Origin of the sequence: Gordonia iterans (assembly GCF_002993285.1) — a bacterium.
Lineage (GTDB): Bacteria > Actinomycetota > Actinomycetes > Mycobacteriales > Mycobacteriaceae > Gordonia > Gordonia iterans.
Genome location: NZ_CP027433.1, coordinates 997,247 through 1,012,788 on the forward strand (window position 1 = coordinate 997,247; position 15,542 = coordinate 1,012,788).

At 69.5% G+C, this 15,542-nt stretch carries 12 protein-coding genes and 5 tRNA genes; 12 read left to right on the forward strand and 5 right to left on the reverse strand.

Annotation, left to right across the window (positions count from 1 at the left end):
- Both C6V83_RS04610 and C6V83_RS04615 read left to right on the forward strand, forming a co-directional pair.
- Positions 1 to 900 carry a CopD family protein gene (locus tag C6V83_RS04610; protein WP_105941406.1) on the forward strand — a complete coding sequence of 300 codons (900 nt, stop codon included), beginning with the start codon at positions 1 to 3 and terminating at the stop codon, positions 898 to 900.
- 123 nt (positions 901 to 1,023) lie between these two features.
- The gene (locus tag C6V83_RS04615; protein WP_105943718.1) at positions 1,024 to 1,875 is read left to right on the forward strand and encodes an alpha/beta fold hydrolase; all 852 of its coding nucleotides are present in this window, start codon (positions 1,024 to 1,026) and stop codon (positions 1,873 to 1,875) included.
- 21 nt (positions 1,876 to 1,896) lie between these two features.
- Here the strand turns inward: C6V83_RS04615 and C6V83_RS04620 are convergent.
- Together C6V83_RS04620 and C6V83_RS04625 are read right to left on the reverse strand one after the other, a co-directional pair.
- Positions 1,897 to 1,972: transfer RNA gene (locus C6V83_RS04620), tRNA-Lys, on the reverse strand.
- Positions 1,973 to 1,996: 24 nt separating this feature from the next.
- The gene (locus tag C6V83_RS04625) at positions 1,997 to 2,635 is read right to left on the reverse strand and encodes a TetR/AcrR family transcriptional regulator (RefSeq protein WP_105941407.1); all 639 of its coding nucleotides are present in this window, start codon (positions 2,633 to 2,635) and stop codon (positions 1,997 to 1,999) included.
- A 281-nt stretch (positions 2,636 to 2,916) separates the two neighbouring features.
- Between C6V83_RS04625 and C6V83_RS04630 the strand changes: the two genes are divergently transcribed.
- The 10 genes from C6V83_RS04630 to C6V83_RS04675 all read left to right on the forward strand — a co-directional run bounded on the left by C6V83_RS04630 (position 2,917) and on the right by C6V83_RS04675 (position 11,967).
- Positions 2,917 to 2,989, forward strand: a tRNA-Glu gene (locus C6V83_RS04630).
- 35 nt (positions 2,990 to 3,024) lie between these two features.
- Positions 3,025 to 3,101 (forward strand) — tRNA-Asp (locus C6V83_RS04635).
- Between the two features lie 45 nt (positions 3,102 to 3,146).
- Positions 3,147 to 3,220, forward strand: a tRNA-Phe gene (locus tag C6V83_RS04640).
- Positions 3,221 to 3,274: 54 nt separating this feature from the next.
- Positions 3,275 to 3,348, forward strand: a tRNA-Asp gene (locus tag C6V83_RS04645).
- 221 nt (positions 3,349 to 3,569) lie between these two features.
- Positions 3,570 to 6,092, forward strand: a complete 2,523-nt coding sequence (locus C6V83_RS18270; protein ID WP_159067443.1) for a hypothetical protein — start codon at positions 3,570 to 3,572, stop codon at positions 6,090 to 6,092.
- Positions 6,092 to 7,405: an LGFP repeat-containing protein gene (locus C6V83_RS04655; RefSeq protein WP_105941408.1), complete on the forward strand. Its 1,314-nt coding sequence runs from the start codon at positions 6,092 to 6,094 to the stop codon at positions 7,403 to 7,405. Before C6V83_RS18270 ends, C6V83_RS04655 begins: the two co-directional genes overlap by 1 nt.
- A 7-nt stretch (positions 7,406 to 7,412) precedes the next feature.
- Positions 7,413 to 8,576: a zinc-binding dehydrogenase gene (locus tag C6V83_RS04660; RefSeq protein WP_105943719.1), complete on the forward strand. Its 1,164-nt coding sequence runs from the start codon at positions 7,413 to 7,415 to the stop codon at positions 8,574 to 8,576.
- A 126-nt stretch (positions 8,577 to 8,702) separates the two neighbouring features.
- The gene (locus tag C6V83_RS04665) at positions 8,703 to 9,257 is read left to right on the forward strand and encodes a YceI family protein (RefSeq protein WP_105941409.1); all 555 of its coding nucleotides are present in this window, start codon (positions 8,703 to 8,705) and stop codon (positions 9,255 to 9,257) included.
- A gap of 89 nt (positions 9,258 to 9,346) precedes the next feature.
- Positions 9,347 to 11,089, forward strand: coding sequence for an adenylate/guanylate cyclase domain-containing protein (locus C6V83_RS04670; RefSeq protein WP_105941410.1), 1,743 nt, complete (start codon positions 9,347 to 9,349; stop codon positions 11,087 to 11,089).
- Positions 11,086 to 11,967: an oxidoreductase gene (locus tag C6V83_RS04675; protein WP_105941411.1), complete on the forward strand. Its 882-nt coding sequence runs from the start codon at positions 11,086 to 11,088 to the stop codon at positions 11,965 to 11,967. Before C6V83_RS04670 ends, C6V83_RS04675 begins: the two co-directional genes overlap by 4 nt.
- A 13-nt stretch (positions 11,968 to 11,980) precedes the next feature.
- On the opposite strand, the gene C6V83_RS04680 is transcribed toward C6V83_RS04675, so the two are convergent.
- The 3 genes from C6V83_RS04680 to C6V83_RS04690 all read right to left on the reverse strand — a co-directional run bounded on the left by C6V83_RS04680 (position 11,981) and on the right by C6V83_RS04690 (position 15,526).
- Positions 11,981 to 12,622, reverse strand: coding sequence for an alpha-ketoglutarate-dependent dioxygenase AlkB (locus C6V83_RS04680; protein ID WP_105941412.1), 642 nt, complete (start codon positions 12,620 to 12,622; stop codon positions 11,981 to 11,983).
- A gap of 62 nt (positions 12,623 to 12,684) precedes the next feature.
- Positions 12,685 to 13,872, reverse strand: coding sequence for a pyridoxal phosphate-dependent aminotransferase (locus C6V83_RS04685; RefSeq protein WP_105941413.1), 1,188 nt, complete (start codon positions 13,870 to 13,872; stop codon positions 12,685 to 12,687).
- A gap of 7 nt (positions 13,873 to 13,879) precedes the next feature.
- Entirely contained in the window at positions 13,880 to 15,526 is a 1,647-nt protein-coding gene (locus C6V83_RS04690) for a DNA repair helicase XPB (RefSeq protein WP_105941414.1), read from the reverse strand.
- Positions 15,527 to 15,542: the final 16 nt, after the last annotated feature.

Here is a 15,542-nt window from a genome sequence, read left to right on the forward strand (position 1 = left end):
GTGACGCGCGAGCGCGCCCGGCCGCTGATCGCCGCGGTGGGCGGAGTGCTCGCCGGGCTGGCGGTGTGCGCTGTGCTGGCCGGGGCAGCCGGTCCCGCGCACTCGGCGTGGCCGTCCGGGCTGGCGCTGGCGGCCGCCTGTCTGCTGCTCGGCCTCGGCTCCCTCGAGGTGCTGCGGGCACAGCCTTCGCCTGCGGTGATCGCCGGAGCCGCCGGGTTCTGGGCGGCCTCGTCGCTGATCGCGGGCTGGCTGCAGGCTGCCGAGCGCGCCGGGGTGCCGCCGTTCCGGCTGTCGGTGTCGGCGCTGCGTCCGGTGCTGGAGTCCGGTTTCGGGCTCGCGGTCTGCGTCGCCGGGGCGCTGGTGGTGCTGGCGTGGTCGTACCGTCCGTTCGCGCCGGCGACGGCGGTGGCCGCGGTCGCCGCGATCGGGATCGTGGCGGTCAGCACCACCGGGCACGCCGCCGCGGGCCTGTGGACCCCGCTGCTGGTGGGCGTCCACGCCCTCGCCGCGGCCTGGTGGCTGGGCGCGCTCGCCGCACTGGCGGTGAGCGTGCGCGGCCGCGGTGGATGGTCGCGCAGCCTGCCGCTGTACTCCCGGTACGCGCTGCTCGCCGCCGCCCTGGTGGTCGCCACCGGCATCCCCGTCGCGATCGGCGAGATCGGCGTGGGCGCGCAGTGGTTCACCACCGGGTACGGCCGGGTGGCGCTGGCCAAGACGGTCGCGTTCGCGGTCCTGGTGGCGCTGGGCGCGGCACAGCGTCGGACGTGGGTGCCGGCGGCCGCGCGGCACGGAAGTTCCGAGCAGGTCTCGCTACGGCGAGCGGTCGCCGAGGTGGCGCTGCTGTCGGCGGTCGCCGGTCTGGCGGCCGGTCTGGCCGGCACGGCCCCGGGCGTCTCGTGACGACTTCCTGAGCGGCGCGCTCAGCATTCTCACGTTCGTCTTCGCTACGGCGGAGTAGCATTGATTTCCGTGGGGAAGACATCCTTTGAGTTCGGTTCGGTCAAGCGCGCGGTCGGACACGTGATGCGGCCGTATCCGGTCCGCGACCTGCCATCGGGCCAGTATCTGGAGCTGCCGGGCCGCGGCACCACCTATGTGACCGACTCGGGCCCCCGTGAGGCGCCGGTGGTGTTTCTGCTGCACTCGGTGGCCACCACCGGTCTGCTGTGCTGGTACCCGGTGATCCCGGAGCTGAACCGCGAGTTCCGCGTCATCACCATCGACCACCGCTGGCACGGGCGGGGCATCCGCTCGGCCGACTTCTCCCTCGAAGCGTGCGCCGACGATGCCGTCGCCACGGCCGACCTGCTGGGCATCGATCACTTCACCGCGGCCGGCTTCTCGATGGGCGGCGGTATCGCACAGCTGGCCTGGCGCAGGCACGCCGACCGCGTCGACGGCCTGGTGCTGTGCTCCACCGGCCCCTACTTCTCCAGTCTCGACCCGGAGGAACTGGCTCGCGACGTCCGGATGGGTTCGATCGCCGCGCGGTTCGACCGGTTCCTGCCGGTGCCCTCGGACGAGCGCCTGGACGACTGGTCTCGACATCCGGCCAAGTGGGGGATCAGTCAGTTCCTCTCGACGCCGATGAGCAAGATGGGGGCCTTCAGCGAGGCGATGTCGAACTTCGACTCGCGCGAGTGGCTCAGCGAGATCGATGTGCCCACGGCCGTGGTGATCTCCACCAAGGACAAGACGGTGCCGCCGGAGCGGCAGTCGATCCTGGAAGAGCACATCACCGACGCCCTGGCCTTCCCGGTCGACGGCGGACACGCCTGCTGTGTGCTCGGTGCCGAGCGCTTCATCCCGGCGTTCGGTGACGCGGTGCGCTCGGTCCTCGCCCGGCGTCGTGCACCCGCGGTCCTGCTGCCGTGAGGCCCGCATACCGCGATGGTCTGGTGCCCCCTGTCGGGCTCGAACCGACGACCTACGGATTAAAAGTCCGCAGCTCTACCAACTGAGCTAAAGGGGCACCGGAGAGTCTAACGCGGGCGCGTCAGTCCCCGCGATCCGGGCCGTAGATCCGCAGGAAGGCGTCGGCGGCGAACTCGGCGCGCGCGGTGATCGCGGGCTCGTCCAGGGGGTCGTCGCCGAGCAGGGCGCAGGACAGGTCGTCCTGCACGACGAGGCCCCACAGGGCCTTGGCGGCGGCATCCGCGTCGGGGACGTGCAGGAGGCCCCGTTCGGTGGCGGCCCGCAGGTAGGCGGCGAGAAGCGGGCGGCCGCGGTCGGCGCCGCCGGCCAGGACGAGGGCGCCGAGGCCGGGGTCGTTCATCGCTGCGCGGCTGATCGCCAGAGACAGTTCGGTCAGCAGGCTGCCGAGCGCGCTCGTGCCGAAGCCGATCAGCATGGTGCGCACGTCGTCACGGGTGTGCAGGCTGTGCTCCAGGAACGCGATGTTGCCGGCGTACTTCCTTTCGACCATCGTCCGGAGCAGACCGTCGCGATCGCCGAACCAGGAGTAGACGGTGGTCTTGGACGTGCCGGCCCGTCGGGCCACTGCGCCGACCGTGAAGTCCGGGTACCCGTTCTCGATCAGTTCGGCGCAGGCGGCGTCGAGCAGCCGCTGCTTCCGTTCGGCGAGATCGGCCGTGCGCGGGCGGCCCGGTCTCCGGTTCACGTCACCGACCTCCATCTGACGAAATAGTACTGGCGGGTGTTAATGTAAGGGCGGATATGAGGGGTTCGCGCCGTACACGGGGAGTCGGCGCGGATGTCCGTCCCGTCTCGGGGAGGAGGCGGCAGAGCGTCCTTTCCGTCGCGGCGGGGAGGGCGCTCTTCTCGTCTCGGTGATCCGGTGCGTCGCTCGTCGGCGCCATGATTGCAGACTACGGGCGGTGCGGGTGTCCGGACCAGGCGATTTGTGATTTGCTTCGGGTGTGCAATACGCTGATCAAGCTCCCAACGAGGACGCGGGCCCCCTTCGTCTAGCGGCCTAGGACGCCGCCCTTTCAAGGCGGTAGCGCGGGTTCGAATCCCGTAGGGGGTACGCTTCGCGTCACGCACGCGAAGAAAACTGAACAAGGCCCTGTGGCGCAGTTGGTTAGCGCGCCGCCCTGTCACGGCGGAGGTCGCGGGTTCGAGTCCCGTCAGGGTCGCCAGTTCGGCGTCGGCGAGTTGCACGCCTCGTGCAGCCGCCACCCCACGGCCAGGTAGCTCAGTTGGTACGAGCGTCCGCCTGAAAAGCGGAAGGTCGCCGGTTCGATCCCGGCCCTGGCCACGCGACCCCCTGGACAGGGGGTCTTCTCGTGTGTGACGCGAGATAACTGAACAAGGCCCTGTGGCGCAGTTGGTTAGCGCGCCGCCCTGTCACGGCGGAGGTCGCGGGTTCGAGTCCCGTCAGGGTCGCCGTTGTGCGACGGATTCCCGGGCGGATCCTCTCACTGCCGAGAGCAGGTGAGGTTCCGCCCGGGGATCCTTTTCGCTTTCTGCCGGTCCCGGCGGCATGGACAGGTCTACCGTGTTGATATCTGGAGCAACTCGCATCACACTGGACACACTGACCGGGGTCGGGTACACGCCCCGCGGGAGTCGCCGACGGGTGTGCGGCGGCCGGTTTAGGAGGCACTGTGGCTAAGAACGACCCCAAGGAACCGAATCCGAGTCCGAAGGTCGTCGACAACGTCGTGGATCGTGAGTTCCTCGTCGAGCGGCTCGTCGAGAACCCCGTCGAGAAGGTCGTGGACAAGCCGGTGACCCTCGAGCGGGTCGTCGAGCGGCTCGTCGTGGAGACCGTGGACATGGTCGTCGACAAGCCGACCACCGTCAGCCGCCTCGTCGAACGACCGGTCGTCACCGTGGTGGACTCTGTCGAAGACCGCCCGGTCGAGGTCAGCCGCCTCGTCGAACGGCCCGTCGTCAGCGTCCACGACGACGTCCAGGACGTGCCCGTCGACGTGTCCCGCCTCGTCGAGAAGCCGATCGTCACGATCGTCGACGACGACGTCGAGACTCAGGTGGACGTGCACCGCCTGGTGGAGCGGCCGGTCGTGACGATCGTCGACGACGTGGTCGACACACCGGTCGAGGTGTCTCGCGTCGTGGAGAAGCCGATCGTCACCGTGCTCGACGACGTCGTCGAGAAGCCCAAGCCCGTCTCCCGTATGGTCGAGAAGCCGATCGTCACCGTGGTCGACGAGGTGGTGGAGAAGGACATCGAGGTCCCGCGGCTGGTCGAGAAGCCCGTGGTGTCGATCGTCGACGACGTGGTCGACAAGCCGATCAACATTCAGCGGCTGGTCGAGAAGCCCATCGTGTCGATCGTCGACGAGGTCACCGAACGGCCCGTCGACGTGCCGCGGCTGGTGGAGAACCTGGTGGTGACCCTTGTCGACGAGGTGGTCGACAAGGAGGTCGACGTGCCGCGGCTGGTGGAGAAGCTGGTCGTCACCGTCGTCGACGAGATCGTCGAAGCGCCCGTCGAGGTCGACCGCCTCGTGGAGAAGCTCATCGTGGACATCCGCGACCGGATCGTCGAGAAGGAAGTGACCGTCGAGCGGCTCGTCGAGAAGCCGGTGGTGACCGTCGTCGAGCGGGAGGTCGAGGTCCCGGTCGAGAAGATCGTCGAGAAGATCGTCGAGGTCCCGGTCGAGAAGATCGTCGAGGTGCGGGTCGAGAAGCCGGTCGAGAAGATCGTCGAGAAGATCGTCGAGGTTCCGGTCGAGAAGATCGTCTACAAGATGGTCGAGAAAGAGGTCGAGAAGATCGTCGAGCTCGAAGTCGAGAAGCCCGTGGTCAAGCATGTCGAGGTGCCGCGTGAGCTGATCGTCGAGCAGATCGTGGAGCAGCCGGTCGAGAAGGTCGTCGACCACGTCGTCGAGCGGATCGTCGAGAAGCCCAACGTGATCGAGAAGGTGATCGAGGAGCCGGTCGACCGCGAGGTCGAGCGTGTCGTCGAGATCCCGAACATCGTCGAGAAGGTGGTCGAGAAGCCGGTCGACCGGGTGGTCGAGCGGATCGTCGAGACCCCCAACGTGGTCGAGGAGATCGTCGAGAAGCCGGTCGATCGGTCTGTCACCAAGAACGTCGAGGTTCCGAACATCGTCGAAGAGGTGGTCGAGAAGCCGGTCGACCACGTCGTCGAGCGCGTCGTCGAGACCCCCAACGTGGTCGAGAAGGTGATTGAGAAGGCCGTCGACCGCGAAGTCGAGCGCGTCGTCGAGGTTCCGAACATCGTCGAGAAGGTGATCGACCAGCCCGTCGACCGGGAAGTCGAGAAGATCGTCGAGAAGATCAACATCGTCGAGAAGGTGATCGAAGAGCCGGTCGACCGGGTGGTCGAGCGGGTGGTCGAGGAGCCGAACATCGTCGAGAAGGTGGTCGAGAAGCCGGTCGACCGGGTGGTCGAGCGGGTGGTCGAGGAGCCGAACATCGTCGAGAAGGTGGTCGAGAAGCCCGTCGACCGGGTGGTCGAGCGCGTGGTGGAGAAGCCCAACGTGGTCGAGAAGATCGTGGAGAAGCCGGTCGAGCGCATCGTCGAGCGGATCGTCGAGAAGCCCGAGGTGGTCGAGAAGGTCGTCGACAAGCCGGTGCAGCACGTCGTGGAGAAGATCGTCGAGCGCCCGGAGATCACCGAGAAGCTGGTCGAGAAGCCGGTCCAGCGAGAGTTCGAGAAGGTCGTGCAGAACCCGGTCCTGATCGAGAAGCTCGTCGAGAAGGACATCAAGCAGGTCGTCGAACGCGTGGTGGAGAAGCCGGTCTTCGTCGACGTCGAGAAGGTCGTCGAGCGCCCCGTCTACGTTGAGGTGGAGAAGATCGTCGAGAAGCCGGTCGAGAAGATCGTTGAAGTGGTGGTGGAGAAGCCGGTCTTCGTCCGCAAGGTGGTCGAGAAGCCGGTCGAGCGAGTCATCGAGGACACCGAGACCCAGCGCACGGTCACCCACGAAGCGCGCGGCGGCGACCTCGCTGAGGCGCAGTTCGTCGATTCCGGTGCGGCCGCGGACTCGGACTGGCTCGATGCGCGCACCGGCGCCCATCCGAAGGACGGCGTGGCGGGGGCGACCTCGCCTGCCCTGAACGTCGAAGGGCTCATCGACGCGCGGTACGCCGTCGACGACGACGACGCCGGCGAGTCACAGGACCGCAAGTCCTGATGACCGCGAGGCTCGGCCGGGGGATCCTCGTCCTCGGCATGATTCTCGGGTTCCTGGTCGTTGCGGTCGGCGTCGCGCCGGCCCGTGCCGACGTGCTGACCGACGGTGCTGCGGCGATCGACGCGTACGCGGCTCAGCCCGAGCACGCCGAGGCGTTGGGAGCTCCGCGCGGACAGGTGCGCGCGGTCCGCCCCGGTGGCGCGGCCCGCACCTTCACCGGCGGCACCGTCTACTACTCGCCGGAGACCGGCGCCCACGCGGTGCTGGGCGCGATCGCCGCACGCTATCGTGCGGTGGGCGGACCGGCGGCCGTCGGCTTCCCGACGAGCGACGAACAACCGGCAGGCGCCGGACGCGTCAGCCGGTTCGGTGATCCCGGCGGCGCCGCGATCTACTGGAGCCCGGACACGCGGGCGTCGCTGCTGACCGGCGGGGTCCTGCGGGCGTGGCTGGCCTCCGGCGCACAGGACGGTCCGTTCGGGTTCCCGGTCAGCGACACCGTCAACACCGGACGTGCCGACGAGTCGCGGTTCGCCGGCCCCGAGGGGACGATGATCACCTGGTCCTCGACCGCGGGCCTGGAAACGGTGCCGGCCGAACTCGCGGACCGGCTGCCGGCGATGGCCGCTGCCGCCGCGGAGACGACGACGCCGACGCTGGTCGCCGAGGACACGTCCGGATCGGATTCGGACGAGCCGTGGTGGCGCCGGCAGTGGGCGTGGATCGTCGCGGTGGTGTGTGTCGCCGTGCTGCTGCTCTTCGTGGCGGTGCTCATCGTTCGTGCTCGCCGGCGACGCAGGTCCGGCGCAGCGCACACCGCGGCTGCCACGCAGGAGGAGCGGGCGCCGCAACCGGCCAACCGTCCGGCGGCGAAGAAGCCGACGAAGCCGAAGAAGCCGAAGAAGTCCACGCGGTCGGCCGCTCCGGAGGGGCCCGCCGGGACGCCGGTCCAGCAGGCCGGTCTGGTCTCCGGCCCGCCGGTTGACGCCGGCGCCGAGCCCCCGCCGGAATCCGCGCCGGAACCGGAATCCGCGCCGGAACCGGAATCCACGCCGGAACCGGAACCGGAGCTCGAGCCGCTGCTGAGCGATGAGACCCGGCAGGCGTCGGCGTTGGTGATCACGTACGATTCGGCCGACACGGCGGTGAAAGTCGCCTACGAGAACAACGCGCTGGGCGCCGACCGGGCCGGAGACGACGACGTCACCCACGCCTGGCTGCACGGTACGGGCGCCGGGGCGGACCGAGACGAAGGAGAAGCGGCGGATGCCGAACAGATCGACGAGCCCGAAACCCCGTCCGGCGATGAGTGAGAACGCGATGCGCGCCGCGGTCTGCCGGGAGGGCGAGTTCGGGGTCCGCGAGATCGCCCGTCCCGAACCCGGTCCGCGCCAAGTGTTGCTGCGCGTGTTGCGGGCCGGGATCTGCGGCTCCGACCTGCACGCCCGCGTGCACTGCGACGAGACCGCGGATCTGATCAGTGAGGCCGGGTATGACGACTTCATGCGCACCGACCAGGACGTGGTGCTCGGTCACGAGTTCGTCGGCGAAGTGGTCTCGTACGGTCCCGACTGCCGCAAGCGCTGGAAGCCGGGCACTCGGGTGGTGTCGCTGCCGATCCGGCGGACCGACGGCGAGGTCCAGCTGACCGGGCTGTCCGCCCTCGCGCCGGGCGCCTTCGCCGAGTTCGTCCTGGCCGACGAGTCGGTCACGATGCCCGTCCCGGAGCAACTGCCGACCGATCTGGCGGCGCTGACCGAACCGCTCGCGGTCGGTCTGCACGCGGTGGAGCGCAGCGACATCGGCCGCGGCGAGGTCGCAGTGGTGGTCGGCTGCGGGCCGATCGGGCTCGCGGTGATCCTGATGCTCAAGGCACGCGGAGTCCGGACGGTGGTGGCGAGCGACTACTCGCCGGCGCGCCGGGCCCTGGCGAAGACCTGCGGAGCCCAGATCGTCGTCGATCCGGCCCACGACGATCTGGTCGAGGCGATTCCCGCGCGCGGCAACCACTTCCACACCGGTCCGGCGCTGCTCGGCTTCGCCCTGGACTCGATGCGACAGCTGCAGTCGATTCCGGGCCTGCCGTGGTGGAAGCTGATGGGTGTCGGGGAGCGGCTCGGGCAGGTCCCGAAGGGGCCGGTGGTCTTCGAGTGCGTGGGCGTGCCCGGCATGATCGACCGGCTCGCGACCACCATGCCGTACCGCTCCCGGATCGTGGTGGCCGGAGTCTGCATGGAACCGGATACGATCCGCCCGGCCCTGGTTTCGAACAAGGAGATCGACCTCCGGTTCGTGTTCGGCTACGACCCCGACGAGTTCCGGGAGACGTTGCACCTGCTGGCCGACCGGAAGATCGACGCGCGCCCGCTGCTGACCGGCACCGTGGGCCTCGACGGCGTCGCGGCCGCCTTCGAGGCGCTGGGCGATCCGGAGACGCACGCCAAGATCCTCGTCGACCCGGCTTCGGACGCGCTGACTCCCTGACGCGTCCCGTCACGCCTGTGATGTGTGTCACTCGCTGCGCGGTCGGGGAATCAAGCGGACTGTGGTCCGGTTATCTCAGGTGTGGGTCGGACGATCCGCACCAGAAGACCTGACGAAGGAGTTCCCATGACCACCCTGAACGCACTGCCCCTGCTCGCCGCCGGCACCTGGACCATCGACCCTGTCCACTCCTCGGTCGGCTTCTCGGTCCGCCACCTGATGGTCTCGAAGGTCCGCGGCGAGTTCACCGACTTCTCCGGCGCGATCGTCGTCGCCGAGGACGGCACCCCGTCGGTCAGCGCGGAGATCGCCGTCGACTCGATCGACACCCGCAACGATCAGCGCGACGCGCACATCCGGTCGGCCGACTTCTTCGACGCCGAGAAGTTCCCGCAGGCCACCTTCGTCTCCACGTCGGTGGACGCCGACGGCGACGACTACGTGGTGCACGGCGACTTCACGCTGAAGGGCGTGACGCGTCCGGTCGACCTCAAGCTCGAGTTCAACGGCGTGAACCCCGGCATGGGCCAGGGTCCGGTCGCGGGATTCGAGGCCTCCACCGTGCTCAACCGGAAGGACTTCGGCATCGACATCGAGATGCCCCTGGAGACCGGCGGCACCGTGGTCGGCGACAAGATCACCATCACCCTGGAGATCGAGGCCGTGCAGTCCGGCGCCTGATTGGTCCGGTTCTCCGGAAGTCGCCGCGCAGTGCTTGGGATACGCTCGAACATTGTCCGAGCACGACGACCCGAGCACGGAGGTGACGCGTGGAGCTGCAGCGCCCCCGCGAGAGCCTGCATCGGCTCGCCGACTGCGTCGACGATCGCTGGCGGGTGCGTCGCTGGATCATCAGCGTTCTGGACGAGGCCCGGCACGCCGACGCCGGTGACGGCGAACTCCTCGCCGCCGAGTGGCAGGCGATCTCGCCCAAGCTCAAGCGCCGCATCATCCGGCGGGCGGCCGGCGTCGGTATCGCGCTCGGGTTCGGCTCCAAGTTCCTGATCGGCCTGGAGACCTTCGTTCTGGTGTTGCTGGCGTTCAACGGCGGCCAGCTGACGCTGCGGACCGAGGCGAGTCACCCGAGTTTCTGGGAGATGCTGGTCGCCCTGGTGATCGGCACGGCGGTGGCTCTGCTGTTCTCGCTGCTGCTGTTGCGGCCGCAGGTCCGGTGGTTCGTCGACGACGGAACCACCGACCGGGCCCGGCGCCGTGCGGTGGCGCGAGTGCCCATGCAGCAGGTCGGCGCCGACCTCGCCGGGTGGGCCGTCAGTTTCGGCGTCTACGCCCTCATCGCCGAGGTGAGCCCGCTGTTCCTGGCGACCGTGGGCGGCGCGTTCGCGTTCGCCGCCGTCACCTCCTGCTGTCTCACGTATCTGTTCGCCGAGGCGGCCGCACGTCCATTGACGGTGCTGGCTCTCAGCGGCGCCTCCGAGCCGAGCGTGGTGCACGGTGTGCGCGAACGGATGGTGGTGGTCTGGCTGGTCTCGTCCGCCGTCCCGATGGCCGGGTTGATCACCATCAACTTCGGCCGCTGGATGGACTGGCTGCCGCCGGGTAACGCCGAACTGGACTGGTCGGCGGTCTTCCTCGCCCTCATCTCGCTGACCTCGGGGCTCACCGTGGTAATGCTGGTCGGCCGGGCCATCGCCGATCCGCTGACCGAGATGCGCGAGGTGGTCGAGTCCGCGAGCGAGGGTGATTTCGGTCGCCGGGTCGCCGTGTACGACGTCTCCGAACTCGGTGTGCTGCAGAGCGGCCTGAACAATATGCTCGACGGCCTCGCCGAGCGGGAGCGCATCCGTGCGCTGTTCTCCAAACACGTCGGCGACCGGGTCGCCGAACTGGCCATCTCGCAGGGCGGCGAGATGGTCGGCACCAATGCCGACGTCGGCGTGATCTTCGTGGACCTCACCGGCTCCACCACCTTCGCCGCGCAGCGAGATCCGCGGGAGACGGCGGTGGTGCTCAACGTCTTCTTCTCCGTGGTCGCCGAGGTCGTCGAACGGCACGACGGCCTGATCAACAAGTTCGAGGGCGACGCCGCCCTGATCGTCTTCGGGGCGCCCGCGACGCTGGCCGATCCAGCGGGCGCCGCGCTGTGCGCGGCGCGCGAGCTCGGCGAGGCACTGAGCGAGAAGGTGCCGCTGGAGTGGGGCATGGGCGTGGGCTACGGCCGCGTGTTCGCCGGCAACATCGGTGCGGCGAGCCGTTACGAGTACACGGTGATCGGCGATCCGGTGAACGAGTCGGCCCGGTTGTCGGACTGGGCCAAGGACTGCGGTTCGCCGGTGTGCGCCAGCGGAGATGCGGTGGCGGCCGCAGACCCGGAGGAAGCGCAGTTGTGGAGCTCGACCGGCAGCGTCCAGCTGCGCGGGCGCACCGCGACGACGGAGGTCTTCGTCCCCTCCACGCTGGCCGCGCGGACCGAGCCCCCGACATTGGGTAGCGTTCTTGCCGAACTGGTGAAGCTGCCGGCCCGGCGGGCACGGCGAGAACAGGAGCGTCGATGAGCGGCTGGTCGATTTCGGACATTCCGGATCAGCGGGGGCGGCGGATCGTCATCACCGGCGCCAACAGCGGCCTCGGCGAGCAGATGGCCTTGATCCTGGGTCGCGCGGGCGCCGACGTGGTGCTGGCGTGCCGCAACCTCGACAAGGCCCGCGCGGTCGCCGACGAGATCGGTCCCCGAGCCACCGTGGCCTCCCTGGATCTGGCCGACCTGGCCTCGGTACGCGCGTTTGCCGAGGGCTTCTCCGGCGCCGACGTGCTGATCAACAACGCCGGTGTGATGGCGGTGCCGCTGCGGCGCACCGCCGACGGATTCGAGATGCAGATCGGCACCAATTTCCTCGGCCACTTCGCGCTGACCGGACTGCTCCTGGACCGGATCGACGACCGCGTGGTCACGTTGTCGTCGCTCATGCACAAGAACGCACGGCTCGATGTCGACGATCTCAACTGGCACCGCCGCAAGTACAACCGCTGGACGGCCTACAGCGACTCCAAGCTCGCCGATCTGATGTTCGCGCTGGAGCTGGCCGAGCGGCTCGCCGAGGCGGATTCGCCCAAGGAGTCGCTCGCCGCGCATCCCGGTTACGCCGCGACCGAGTTGCAGCTGCACACCGAGTCGCCGCTGGACTGGGTGATGAAGCTGGGCAACCTGACGCCGATCGCGCAGTCCGCCGAGGACGGGGCGCTGCCCGCCCTCTTCGCGGCGACCTCCCCGCACGCGGTGAACGGGGAGTACTACGGGCCCAAGAGTCTGGGCGGCATGCGCGGTGCGCCCGCCGTCGCCGGATATCGGCGAGCGGCGAGCGATCGCGAGGTACGCGCCAAGCTCTGGGCCGAGGCCGAACTCCTGACCGGGGTCACCTTCTCCGCACTCTGAGCGGGCGCCGGGGTCAGAGGACGCCCGGCGGGCGGAACTGGATCGACAGCCGGGGTCCGGACGCGGGGACCTTCGGCACCGCGTGGTCCCAGGTGCGCTGGCAGCTGCCGCCCATCACCAGCAGGTCGCCCCCGGACATGGTGAAGCGCAACGATTCCCCGCCACCGCGTGGCCGCAGCGACAGCTGCCGAGGCGCGCCGAGCGAGACGATGGCCACCATCGTGTCCTGACGGGCGCCGCGGCCGATCCGGTCGCCGTGCCAGGCGACGCTGTCACGGCCGTCCCGGTACAGGCAGAGGCCGGCGCTGACGAAGCCCTCGGGCAGCTCTCGTGCGTAGTGAGCGCTCAGCTCGTCGCGCAACCGCGTCAGGAGCGGGTCGGGCAGGCGGTGGCCGTCGGGGTAGTGGGCGGTCAGTCGCGGCACCGGGAGCGTGACGTCGTACATCCGGCGGCGCTCGGCGCGCCAGGGCACGGTTGCGGTCAGCCGCTCGAAGAGCGGGGTGGCCCCGGTCAGCCAGCCGGGCCGCAGATCCACCCAGGCGCCGTGCTCGAGTCGCCGTCGGCGGATCCCGGAACCCAGCGGTTGCACCACCGGCTCGCCGGCCTCACCGACGGCGGCGTCGAACAGCGACTCCTGGATTCCGGCGTACGTCATGACGCCAGTCTACGCACGGTTCGAACGTGCGTACGACGATGTGCGGCGTGTCGGGTGAGCCGTCAGAGTGTCGCGAGCCGGCGGGCGGCCTCGTCGATCACCTCGTCGCGCTTGCTGAAGGCGAAGCGCACCAGGTGGTTCCACTCCCGCGGTGAATCAGTGAAGGCGCTCACCGGGACGGCGGCTACGCCGATGCGACCGGGCAGTTCCCGGCAGAGGGCAGCACCGTCGTCGTATCCGAGCGGTCGCGGATCGGCCAGGACGAAGTACGTGCCGTCGGTGCGGCGCACCCCGAATCCGGCATCGCGCAGGGCCGCCGAGAGCCGCTGCTGCTTGCCTTCGAGATCACCGGCCATGGCCGCGACCCACTCGGTCTCGGTGCGCAGGGCCAGCGCGACCGCGGGCTGGAACGGGCCGCTGCCGACATAGCTCAAGTACTGCTTGGCGCCGCGGGCCGCGGCCACGAGGCCGGGCGGCCCGCACACCCAGCCGACCTTCCAGCCGGTCACGTTGAACGTCTTCGCGGCGCTGGAGATCCGGAGCGTCCGCTCGCGCATGCCGTCGAAGGTCGCGATCGGGCGGTGCCGCAGTCCGCGGAAAGTCAGGTGCTCGTACACCTCGTCGGCGATCACCGGGACGTCGTGTTCGACGGCCAGGCGCGCGATCTCGGCCAGCTCGGCGTCGGTGAGCACCGTTCCGGTCGGATTGTGCGGCGTGTTCACCAGCACTGCTGCGGTGTCCGGTCCGAACGCCTTCCGCAGCGCATCGAGGTCGAGGCGGAAGCCGTCGCCGTCGTGCACCAGCGGCACCGTCCGCCGGACCGCCCCGGCCAGGGCGACGGTCGCGGCGTACGAGTCGTAGTACGGCTCGATCATGACCACCTCGCGCCCCGGCTCCACCAACCCGAGGATCGCCCCGGCGATCGCTTCGGTGGCACCGACCGTCACCAGGACTTCGGTGTCCGGATCGTAGTGCAGGCCGTAATCGCGGGCGTGCTGCTCGCTGATCGCCTGGCGCAGTTCCGGAATCCCGATCCCGGGCGGGTACTGGTTGCGGCCGTCGGCGATCGCCTGCCGGGCCGCGGCCAGCATCGCGGCGGGCCCGTCGGTGTCCGGGAACCCCTGGCCGAGGTTCACCGCATCGGTCGCGACTGCGAGCGCGGACATCTCGGCGAAGACCGTCTCCGCGAACGGCTGCAGCCGGCGAACCAGGTGTCGACGTTGATCCAGCGGGGGCGAGATCTCAACCATCGAGGGCTCAGTCCACCATCGGAAGATCGCCGGCGTCGACGATCCGGTAGGCGTAGCCCTGCTCGGCCAGGAACCGCTGCCGGTGCGCGGCATAGTCGGCGTCCAGACTGTCCCGGGAGACGACCGAGTAGAAGTGCGCCTGCCCGCCGTCGGCCTTCGGTCGCAGCAGCCTCCCCAGCCGCTGAGCCTCCTCCTGGCGGGAACCGAAAGTGCCCGAGACCTGTACCGCCACACTGGCTTCGGGCAGGTCGATGGAGAAGTTGGCGACCTTGGAGACCACCAGGGTGGAGATCTCACCGCGGCGGAACGCGTCGAACAGCTTCTCCCGCTCGGCATTGCGGGTCGAGCCCTGGATCACCGGGGCGTCCAGCGCCGCGCCGAGCTCTTCCAGCTGATCGATGTACGCGCCGATCACCAGGGTCTGCTGCCCGCGATGCTGCTCCAGGATCGAGCGCACCACCCGCAGTTTGGAATGCGCGGTGGAGCAGAGCTTGTACTTGGCGTCGGCCTCGGCGACGGCGTACTGCAGCCGCTCGTCGTCGGACATCGTCACGCGGACCTCGATGCAGTCGGCCGGGGCGATCCAGCCTTGCGCCTCGATGTCCTTCCACGGGGCGTCGTACCGCTTGGGGCCGATCAGGCTGAACACGTCGCCCTCGCGGCCGTCCTCGCGGACCAAGGTCGCGGTCAGCCCGAGCCGCCGCCGCGACTGCAGGTCCGCGGTCATCCGGAACACCGGCGCGGGCAGCAGATGCACCTCGTCGTAGATGATCAGGCCCCAGTCGCGGGAGTCGAACAGGTCGAGGTTCCGGTACTCGCCCTTCGACTTGCGGGTCATCACCTGATACGTCGCGATGGTGACCGGACGGATCTCCTTGCGTTCCCCGGAGTACTCGCCGATCTCGTCCTCGGTCAGCGAGGTCCGGGCGATCAGTTCGCGCTTCCACTGCCGGCCGGCGACCGTGTTGGTCACCAGGATCAGCGTGGTGGCCTGCGCCTTGGCCATCGCGGCCGCGCCGACCATCGTCTTTCCCGCGCCGCAGGGCAACACCACGACGCCGGAGCCGCCCGCCCAGAACGAGTCCGCGGCCAACTGCTGATAGTCGCGCAGTTCCCAGTCGTCCTGCTCCAGCGCGATCGCGTGCGCCTCGCCGTCGACGTACCCGGCCAGGTCTTCGGCCGGCCAGCCGATCTTGAGCAGGGCCTGCTTCAGGCGACCGCGTTCGGACGGATGCACGACGACGGTGTCGTCGTCGAGCCGGGCGCCGAGCATCGGCGCGACCTTCTTGTTGCGCAGCACCTCTTCGAGCACGGCGCGGTCGAGCGAGACCAGGCTCAAGCCGTGGGCCGGGTTCTTCACCAGCTGCAGGCGGCCGAACCGGCCCATGGTGTCCACGACGTCGACCAACAGCGGCTGCGGGACGGGGTAGCGGGAGTAGGTGACCAGCGCGTCGACCACCTGCTCGGCGTCGTGCCCGGCGGCTCGGGCGTTCCACAGCGCCAGCGGCGTCACCCGGTAGGTGTGCACGTGCTCGGGGGCGCGCTCGAGCTCGGCGAAGGGGGCGATGGCCGCGCGGGCGGCACCGGCCTGGGGATGGTCGATCTCCAGCAGCACGGTCTTGTCCGATTGGACGATGAGGGGTCCGTCAGTCACCCGGCCATTGTCCTCC

Coding starts and splice junctions, on each gene's coding strand:
- C6V83_RS04615 (WP_105943718.1), top strand. CDS start 1,024: ATGCGGCCGTATCCGGTCCGCGACCTGCCATCGGGCCAGTATCTGGAG.
- C6V83_RS04625 (WP_105941407.1), bottom strand. CDS start 2,635: ATGGAGGTCGGTGACGTGAACCGGAGACCGGGCCGCCCGCGCACGGCC.
- C6V83_RS04655 (WP_105941408.1), top strand. CDS start 6,092: ATGACCGCGAGGCTCGGCCGGGGGATCCTCGTCCTCGGCATGATTCTC.
- C6V83_RS04660 (WP_105943719.1), top strand. CDS start 7,413: ATGCGCGCCGCGGTCTGCCGGGAGGGCGAGTTCGGGGTCCGCGAGATC.
- C6V83_RS04665 (WP_105941409.1), top strand. CDS start 8,703: ATGACCACCCTGAACGCACTGCCCCTGCTCGCCGCCGGCACCTGGACC.
- C6V83_RS04675 (WP_105941411.1), top strand. CDS start 11,086: ATGAGCGGCTGGTCGATTTCGGACATTCCGGATCAGCGGGGGCGGCGG.
- C6V83_RS04680 (WP_105941412.1), bottom strand. CDS start 12,622: ATGACGTACGCCGGAATCCAGGAGTCGCTGTTCGACGCCGCCGTCGGT.
- C6V83_RS04685 (WP_105941413.1), bottom strand. CDS start 13,872: ATGGTTGAGATCTCGCCCCCGCTGGATCAACGTCGACACCTGGTTCGC.